The organism is Sandarakinorhabdus rubra (assembly GCF_010994245.1).
GTDB lineage: Bacteria > Pseudomonadota > Alphaproteobacteria > Sphingomonadales > Sphingomonadaceae > Sandarakinorhabdus > Sandarakinorhabdus rubra.
This window is the reverse complement of record NZ_WMHO01000108.1, coordinates 1-8,547: the sequence shown is the minus strand read 5'-3', so window position 1 is coordinate 8,547 and position 8,547 is coordinate 1. Positions and strand designations below refer to the sequence as shown.

Here is an 8,547-nt window from a genome sequence, read left to right as displayed (position 1 = left end):
CGGCGCCGCATCGGCGGGCTCGGCAGCGGCAGCCTCCTGCGGGGCGGCGGCCATCGACGGTTTGGGCGGTTCGGTGATGCGCGGTGCATCGGCGATGGTCACCAGCTCCACCGGCACGGCATCGGTGGGGGCCGGCAGCAGGCGCTGGCTGTGCTGCCAGGCCAGGCTCAGCCCGGCGATCAGCGCGATGTGCGCCACCCCGGCGGCCAACAGCCAGTTGCGTTCGGCGGCCGTCATCAGGGGGTCTCGCGGGCCCCGTCTCTGGCAGTGTCCGTCACCAGCGCCACCTTCTTGAAGCCGGCAGCATTCACCTCGCCGACGACCGCCATCACTCGGCCATAGTCCAACGCCCGGTCGGCCCGCACATAGACGCGCGCTTCATCGCTGCGCGCCCCACGCAGGGCCGCCAGCTTGGCCGGCAGGGCGGCGGGCGGCACCGCCTGCCGGTCAATGAACAGCGTGCCGCTGGCATCGAGGCTGATCTGGATTGGCGCCTGGTCCTGCGGCAGGCTCTTGGCGCGCGCGTCGGGCAGGTCCACCGGCACGCCAGCCACCAGCAGCGGTGCAGTGACCATGAAGATGATGAGCAGAACCAACATCACGTCGACGAGCGGCGTGACGTTGATCTCCGCCATCGGCGCCCGCCGGGCGCCGCGCCGGCCGCCAGACAGGTTTATGGCCATCAGCGCCCCTCCATGCCGTCAAGCTGACGCGACAGGAGGTTGAGGAACTCCTCGCCAAAGGCCGATAGCCGCGCCTCCAGTCGGTTCACCCGGTGCAGCAGCCGGTTGTAGCCGATCACGGCGGGAATGGCCGCAAACAGCCCGATGGCAGTGGCGAACAGCGCCTCGGCAATGCCCGGCGCCACCACGGCCAGGCTGGTGTTCTGGCTGGCGGCAATACCGGCAAAGCTGCGCATGATCCCCCACACCGTGCCGAACAGGCCGACGAACGGCGCGACCGAGCCCACCGTTGCCAGCAGCGACAGGCGATCCGACAGGTCGTCGACATCGCGGGTGATGGCGATGTTGATGGCGCTGGCGAGGCGGGCGCGCAGGCCTTCCCGGTCGATGCGGGCGCGGCCCGCCGCGAGGCTGCGCCGCCATTCGTTCATGCCGGCCGTGAAGGCGCGCGCCGCCGGGTGGCTGGCCCGGCTGGCCTGGTCATAGAGGGCTTCGAGATTCTCCGATTTCCAGAACCAGTCCTCGAACTGGCCGGCCTCCCGATCGATGCGGGTCAGGCGGCGCGAGCGCTCCAGCATGATAGCCCAGCTCCAGACCGAGGCCAGGAGCAGCCCCAGCATCACCGCCTTCACCACGATGTCGGCCTGCAGGAAGAGAGCGAAGGGCGACAATTCAGCCGCGGTCTTCATCGCGAGATCGGTTTGCATCATGCGTCCTGTTGCAGCAGTTCGGCAAAACGCGCCAGCCATGGCGCGGGCTGGCGGCGGGGGCGGCCGGCGGGATCGAGAAAGGCCGCGGTCACGGTGGCTTCGGCCAGCAGCTCATCGCCACGCCGGATGGACTGGGCCAGCTGGCAGGTGGCGGCGCGCACGCCAAGCAGCCGGGTCTCGATGGTCAGCACATCGTCCAACCGGGCCGGGCGGCGCCACTTGATGGCCATTTCGGTGACGGCATAGGCGCCCAGGCCGTCACGCACGGCCGCGCCATGATCGATGCCGGCGACCCGCAGATATTCCGTACGGCCCCGTTCGAGGAAATGCAGATACTTGGCGTGGTACATGATGCCCGCCGTGTCCGTGTCCTCGAAATAGACGCGCGCCGGCAACCGGTGCACGCCGCGTTCGATCATGCCGGAAGGGGGCAGGGTGGCCATGCGCTCCAGATAGATTTGGCGCGTTCCCGCGCGCAACGAAAAAGGGCACCGGAAGCCGTGCCACCGGTGCCCTTTCGCTGATATGAACGCGCTTATTCGGTCGGGCGCGCGTCGCGCTTCTCGACGATGCGGGCCGACTTGCCGCTGCGGCCGCGCAGATAATAGAGCTTGGCGCGGCGGACGACACCGCGGCGCACCACCTCGATGCTCTCGATCGAGGGGCTGTAAAGCGGGAAGACGCGCTCGACGCCTTCGCCGAACGAAATCTTGCGCACGGTGAAAGACGAGCCGATGCCCTTGTTCGAGCGCGCGATGCACACGCCTTCATAGTTCTGGACGCGGGTGCGCTCGCCTTCGATCACCTTCACGCCAACGCGCAACGTGTCGCCGGCGCGGAACTGCGGGATCTGCCGCGTTTCGGTGAGGCGGGCAATCTGTTCCGCCTCGATCTGCTGGATGAGATTCATCTCATTCCTCTTTCTTCTCGCGTCGCGCGCCAGAGGGCGACAGGATCCGGCCATCCCCATGATGGCCCCACAGATCCGGCCGCCGTAGCCGTGTGTCCTCCTCGGACCGCGTGCGCCGCCAACGGGCGATGCGCGCGTGATCCCCCGATCGCAACGCTTCGGGGATCGCCAAGCCTTCCCAAAGGGCGGGCCTGGTATAGTGCGGATGTTCGAGAAGGCCCGTTTCGTGGCTTTCCTCGATCCCGCTGGAAGCGGCGCCCATTACACCGGGCAGCAGGCGCACGCAAGCATCCATCACCACCAGCGCGGCAACCTCGCCGCCCGACAGCACATAGTCGCCGATCGACACCTCCTCGATGGCGCGGCGCTGGAAGATGCGCTCGTCAAAACCCTCGAAGCGTCCGCACAGGAAGATGGCGCCGGGGCTTGTCGACAGCTGGCGCACCCGCTGCTGGGTGAGCGGCGTCCCGCGCGGCGTCATCGCCAGCACGGGCCGACCATCGGCCACGGCATCGATGGCGGCGCAGATCACATCGGCCTTCAGCACCATGCCCGGACCGCCGCCGGCCGGCGTGTCATCAACCGTGCGATACCTGTCAGTGGCGAAATTCCGAATGTTGACCGCGTCAAGCTTCCAGGCGCCGTCTGCCAGAGCGCGGCCGGCCAGGCTGTGGCCCAGCGGCCCCGGGAACATCTCGGGATAGAGGGTGAGGGCCGTGGCGCGCCAGCTCACGCCAACCACACCCGGTCTATGACAAGACAGCCCGGCTCCTCGCGGACCACATCAGCCACGAACGGCACCATCACGCTGCCGCCGCCGTCGCGCGCGATGTCGAGAATGTCGGACGCGCCGTAATTCTCGATGGCCTTCACCCGGCCGAATGGTTCCCCGGTTTCGTCCACCACTGCCATGCCGATATAATCGGCGACATAATATTCGCCCTCGGCCAACGGCGGCAGCTCGCTGCGCGGTACCGCCAGTTCAAGGCCGCGCAGGGCCTCGGCAGCATTGCGGTCACTGATGCCTTCGAAGCGGGCGACGGCCATGCCCGGCTTGTCGGGGCGGATCGCCTGAACGACAAGCGCCCGCCCGCCGGCATCGAAGCGGGCGTGGCGGGCGAGACTGTCGGGCGTGCCGGTGAACAGCTTCACCCGCACCTCGCCCCTGATGCCATGGGCGCCGGCGATGGCGGCCAGCACGATGCGTGTTGCCGCCATGCCGGTGCAGCCTCAGGCGGCGGGATCGCCTTCGGCCGCCGGCGCCTCTTCGGCCGGGGCCTCGGCAGCGGCGTCCACAGCCACCTCTTCCACGGCCGGTTCTTCCACCGCCGGCTCTTCGGCCGGGGCAGCGGCTGCAGCGGCGGCCGCTTCAGCTGCTTCGGCTTCCGCCTGGGCAGCAGCTTCCGCGGCTTCGGCAGCCTTCTGAGCGGCCAGTTCGGCACGCTCCTTGGCCTTGGCGCCGGGTTCCGCCTTCTGCGGGTTGCTGCGGGCCGCGCGGGTGCGCAGGCCGGCGGCATCCAAGAAGCGGGCCACGCGGTCGGTCGGCTGCGCGCCAACGCCCAGCCAATAGGCGGCACGCTCGGTGTCCAGCGTCACGCGGCCGGCATCGTCACGCGGCAGCAGCGGGTTGTAGGTGCCGATCTTCTCCAGGAACTTGCCATCGCGCGGGGCGCGGCTGTCGGCCACGACGATGCGATAGAACGGACGCTTCTTCATGCCGCCACGGGCGAGGCGAATTGCAATAGCCATTTGTCTTCTTCCTTCAGTGTTTCCAGTTGTCTGCGATCATTTCCTGCCGAACTTGTTGAAGCCGGGTGGCAGCGAACCCATGCCGGGGCGGCCGAACATCCGGCCGATCGCCCCCAAATCGATGGCGCCGCCGGGATCACCAGCGGGCGCCGCGCCGTCCGGGCCGGGCATACCGCCCCCACCCATACCGGCCAGCATCTTCATCATGCCCTTCATGCCGCCCATCTTCTTCAGGCGCTTCATGGCATTGGCCATTTCCTGGTGCATCTTCAGCACCTTGTTGACATCCTGCACGGTGGTGCCGGAACCGTTGGCGATGCGGATCTTGCGCTTGGCGGTGAGGATCTCCGGCTTGGCGCGTTCCTTGGGCGTCATCGACAGGATGATCGCCTCCATGCGGTCCAGCAGCTTGGGTGCGATTGCGCCTGAATCCATCGCCTTCTTGGCGGCGCCCATGCCCGGCATCATCGCCGCGAGGCCCGACAGCCCGCCCATCTTCTTCATCTGGGCCAGCTGCATGCGCAGATCGTCCATGTCGAACTGGCCCTTGGCCAGCTTCTCGGCCATTTTCTCGGCCTGTTCGGCCTCGAAATTGGCGGCGGCCTTTTCCACCAGGCCAACGATGTCGCCCATGCCGAGGATACGGCCGGCGACACGCCGCGCATCGAACAGCTCCAGCGCGTCCAGCTTCTCGCCCACCCCGGCAAAGCGGATTGGCGCGCCGGTCACGCTGCGCATCGACAGTGCCGCACCGCCGCGGGCGTCGCCATCCATGCGGGTGAGGATCACGCCGGTCAGCGCCACGCGCGCCTTGAAGGCAGTCGCGACATTCACGGCGTCCTGGCCGGTCAGGCTGTCTACCACCAGCAGGATTTCATCGGGCGTGGTGGCATCTGCAATCGCCGCCATTTCGGCCATCAGCGCCTCATCGACGCCCAGTCGCCCGGCGGTGTCGAGCAGCACCACGTCAAAGCCCTGCAGCCGCGCCGACTGGCGGGCACGCTCGGCAATCTGCACCGGCGACTGGCCGGCGACCACCGGCAGGGTGGCGATACCGGTCTGTTCGCCCAGCACGCGCAACTGTTCCTGGGCGGCCGGCCGCGCCACGTCGAGGCTGGCCATCAGCACCTTCTTGCGTTCCCGCGCCGCCAGCCAGCTGGCCAGCTTGGCGGTGCTCGTCGTCTTGCCCGAGCCTTGCAGGCCCACCATCATGACCACGGCCGGCGGCGTGACGGCAAGCTTCAGGGGCGCCGGTTCCTCGGCCCCGCCGAGCAGTTCCACCAGGCAATCATTGACGATCTTGACGACCTGCTGGCCTGGCGTGACCGACTTGATCACCTCGGCCCCGATGGCGCGCTGGGTCGCGGTGTCGATGAAGTCCTTCACGACCGGCAGCGCGACATCGGCTTCCAGCAGCGCCACGCGCACTTCACGCATGGCGGCGCGCACGTCGATCTCGGTCAGCGCGCCGCGTCCGCGCAACCGCTCGAAAATGCCGCCCAACCGCTCGGAAAGACTGTCAAACAAAGCCCAGAGGCCCTCTATCCAAAACCTGCTTGCCTCCAAATGGAAACGCGCCGGCGGGCGAAAACTCGCTGGCCGGCGTGCATCCTCGGACGCATGGCTCCTCCCTCGGAGCCGGGGTCCGCATAGGCGCAGCGCTCGGTCCGGTCAAGGATGGATGTGGAATGCCGGGCCCCCCGTCACAGCCGCCGGAGCCGAAGCTTTCAATTCTGTGAATGAAGTGTGATCAACAGTGGCGCTGCCGTGAGGGGCGTGTTATGCCGGCCTCAGCGAGAGATGCAACAACAGGTCGCCGTTGTCGTAAGGCCGCCGGGCTTGTGGCCCCGTGTGCTGGAGCGTTTGTTTGGCCCGCAGCTGCCACAGCAGTTGCGGCTGGAACTGACTCGCGACCTTGGCCGCCTCTTCCTGCCCTTCCTGATTGTGGCCGCGGTGGCGGCCGTGCTGGCGCTCGGCGTTGCAGTGACCGTGCGCAGCACATTCGCCATGTTCTTCGCCGGCCTCGGTATTGCCGGCTTCGGCTTCATCCTGCTGGCCTGCCAGTCCGCCCGCCGCCCACTCGATAGCGAACTCCAGGAAGAGACCGAGGCCCGCTATGGGCTCGGCACCACGGTGGTTGCGACAGCCCTTGGCGGCATTGTCGTCTCGGTGCTGGCCACCGATGCGTCGATGGTGCTCCAGTCCATGGTGGTCATGGTGGCATTGGCAGCACTGGGCGTCGGCAGCGCCGCCTGGCGCGGCCGTCCGGAACTCGCCATCGTGCAGGCCCTGTGCGTCAGCGTGCCGACGGCCGCCGCGCTGGCGCTGCGCTGGCCGGTGCCATCGGGCTATGCCACGGCGCTGGGCGTGCTCGTGTATGGCGTAGCCAGCATGATGCTGGCGCGGCGCGGCTACCGGGCGCAACTGGCGCTGATCGAGGCCCGCGACGATCAACGCGCCGAGCGCAACCGCATGCGGGTCGCCATGGAGCATATGGGCCAGGCCGTGGCAGTGCTCGATACCGCGCTGAAGGTGGTGATGATCAACCGCAGCGCGCTCGAACTTCTCGGGCTGGACCGGGTGGACGATGTCAACCCGCCGCGCTTCGATGACCTGCTGGCAGCGGCGCCCAACCTGGTGAAGGCAGCGGGCAATCAGGAGGAGCTTCTGGCCCAGGCCGATCTCCTCATCACCGCCCGTCAGCCATTCAACGGGGTGCTGCGGCTCAATGACGACCGGGTGATCGATCTGGAATGCCTGCCCATTCCCGATGGCGGCTGGGTGGCCATGCTGCGCGATTCGACCGGCGAGCGCCACGCCATCGCCGAGCTCAATCGCGAGATACGGCGCTGCCCATTGACCGGCCTGCCCAACCGGCGCGGTTTCCTGGAAGAGCTGGAGCGGCGGCTGGCGCGCGGGGAGGCGTTCGCGCTGATGATCGTCGATCTCGATGGCTTCAAGCAGGTCAATGACCGCCACGGCCATTCGGTGGGCGACCGCATGATCACCCGCATCGGCTTCCGCCTGCGCACCGCCGATCCCGCGCTCTATGCGGCGCGACTGGGTGGCGACGAATTCGCGGTGCTGGCCGAGATCGACAGCGGGGATGCGGCCGTGGCGCTGGCACAGCGGCTGGTCGACACGATCGATGCCCCGGCGCGCTTTGGCGAGGCCGAGGTCCAAGTAGGGGCCGCCATTGGCGTTGCCATGGCGCCCGATGATGGCGTGCTGGTGGAAACCTTGCTGCGCGCTGCCGATCTGGCGCTGCTGGCGGCCAAGTCCCAACCCGGCAACCAGATCAGGCTGTTCACCGCCGACCTGCTCGAGAAATCGGCGCAGGTGGCCAACCTGGAAGCGCGGGTGAGATCGGCCCTGCGCAACGGGCGGGTGGATGTGGCCTATCAGCCGCTGGTGGAGCTGGCCACCGGCAAGGTGGTGGCGGTGGAGGCCCTGGCACGCTGGCGCGACGACGGTGGCGCGCTGGTCAGCCCGGAACAGCTGGTGGCCGTGGCCGAGGCACGCGGGCTGGTGAGCGACCTGCGCCGGCTGGTGCTGACCGAGGCGGCAGCCACCATCGCAGCCGAAGGCAGTACGCTTGACCTGTGGGTCAATGCCTCGGTGCACGATCTGCGCCAGCCCGGCATGGTCGGCGAAGTCACGGCCACGCTGGCCGCCGTTGGCCTTTCGCCGTCGCGTCTCGCGGTGGAGATCACCGAAACCGCGCTGATGACCGAGGAAGATGGGTGCAATGCAAATCTGTCGGCCCTGAATGCGCTGGGCGTGACGGTGGCCATGGACGATTTCGGCGCTGGCTTTTCCTCGCTCGACCGGTTGCGTCGCCTGCCGATCAATGCGCTGAAGATTTCGGGTTCACTGCTGCACGGCGCGGCGGAGGACCGGTTGGCCGGTGACATTTTCCGGATGGCCGCCAGCCTCGGCCGGGCAATGGGCCTGACGCTGATCGCCGAAGGCGTGGAGACCGAGGCCGAACTGGCGCTCGCCCGCGCCAATGGCATCGACCGGGGGCAGGGCTTCCTGCTCGCAGCGCCGGTGCCGGCCGACCAGCTGCACGATGCGATCGCCGCAGCCGAACGGGCCGCGCGCGAGGCCGTCTGGTTGCGGGCTGCGCCGGCCAAGACGTCGGGCAAGGGTGCAGCTGCCGCCAAGCCTGCTACCAGGACAGCCGTCAAGACGCCGACCAAGGCGCCAGCAAAGGCCCCAACAAAGGCCGCTTCAAAGGCGAGCGAGGCAGCCAAGACGGATGAGGCAATGGCTGGGAAAGCGGCGACCGCGAAAGCGGCTGCAGCCGCCCGACCGGCGCCGGCGAAGGCCGCAGCTCCTGCAAAGCCGCCGCTTAAGGCCGTTGCGCCCGGCAAGGCCCGTGTGAAGGCTGCTGCGCCGGCGAAGGTGGTGCCAGCCGTCAAGCCCCCGCTCAAGGCTGCCGCGCCTGCCAGGACGGCGGCGAAGCCGGTGCCGCCCGTCAAGGCCGCCGGGC

At 68.4% G+C, this 8,547-nt stretch carries 9 protein-coding genes and 1 pseudogene; 1 reads left to right on the top strand and 9 read right to left on the bottom strand.

The genetic code is table 11. The features are described 5' to 3' along the window. The 9 genes and pseudogenes from GJV64_RS08155 to ffh form a co-directional block, all read right to left on the bottom strand. A pseudogene (locus GJV64_RS08155) lies at positions 1–237 on the bottom strand (hypothetical protein); the annotation flags it as partial. Further along, a complete protein-coding gene (gene tolR / locus GJV64_RS08150; RefSeq protein ID WP_205599565.1) occupies positions 237–683 on the bottom strand; it encodes a protein TolR in 447 nt (148 codons plus the stop codon). The pseudogene GJV64_RS08155 and the gene tolR, both read right to left, overlap by 1 nt. Next, positions 683–1,393, bottom strand: a complete 711-nt coding sequence (tolQ, locus tag GJV64_RS08145; RefSeq protein WP_408014975.1) for a protein TolQ — start codon at positions 1,391–1,393, stop codon at positions 683–685. Before tolQ ends, tolR begins: the two co-directional genes overlap by 1 nt. After that, on the bottom strand, positions 1,390–1,836 hold the full coding sequence (locus GJV64_RS08140) for a YbgC/FadM family acyl-CoA thioesterase (protein ID WP_164156764.1): 447 nt from the start codon (positions 1,834–1,836) through the stop codon (positions 1,390–1,392). The genes tolQ and GJV64_RS08140 overlap by 4 nt, the downstream gene beginning before the upstream one ends. A 92-nt stretch (positions 1,837–1,928) precedes the next feature. Beyond that, positions 1,929–2,303 carry a 50S ribosomal protein L19 gene (rplS, locus tag GJV64_RS08135; RefSeq protein ID WP_164156763.1) on the bottom strand — a complete coding sequence of 125 codons (375 nt, stop codon included), beginning with the start codon at positions 2,301–2,303 and terminating at the stop codon, positions 1,929–1,931. Position 2,304: 1 nt separating this feature from the next. Further along, complete coding sequence (gene trmD, locus GJV64_RS08130) at positions 2,305–3,036, bottom strand: tRNA (guanosine(37)-N1)-methyltransferase TrmD (protein WP_164156762.1); 732 nt, start codon at positions 3,034–3,036, stop codon at positions 2,305–2,307. Next, positions 3,033–3,521, bottom strand: coding sequence for a ribosome maturation factor RimM (gene rimM / locus GJV64_RS08125; RefSeq protein ID WP_164156761.1), 489 nt, complete (start codon positions 3,519–3,521; stop codon positions 3,033–3,035). The genes trmD and rimM overlap by 4 nt, the downstream gene beginning before the upstream one ends. 12 nt (positions 3,522–3,533) lie before the next feature. Then, positions 3,534–4,052: a 30S ribosomal protein S16 gene (rpsP, locus tag GJV64_RS08120; RefSeq protein WP_164156760.1), complete on the bottom strand. Its 519-nt coding sequence runs from the start codon at positions 4,050–4,052 to the stop codon at positions 3,534–3,536. A gap of 36 nt (positions 4,053–4,088) precedes the next feature. Next, complete coding sequence (gene ffh / locus GJV64_RS08115) at positions 4,089–5,579, bottom strand: signal recognition particle protein (RefSeq protein WP_164156759.1); 1,491 nt, start codon at positions 5,577–5,579, stop codon at positions 4,089–4,091. Between the two features lie 312 nt (positions 5,580–5,891). On the opposite strand from ffh, the gene GJV64_RS08110 reads away from it, so the two are divergent. After that, on the top strand, positions 5,892–8,547 hold a 2,656-nt coding region (locus GJV64_RS08110), incomplete at its 3' end, for a putative bifunctional diguanylate cyclase/phosphodiesterase (protein WP_164156758.1).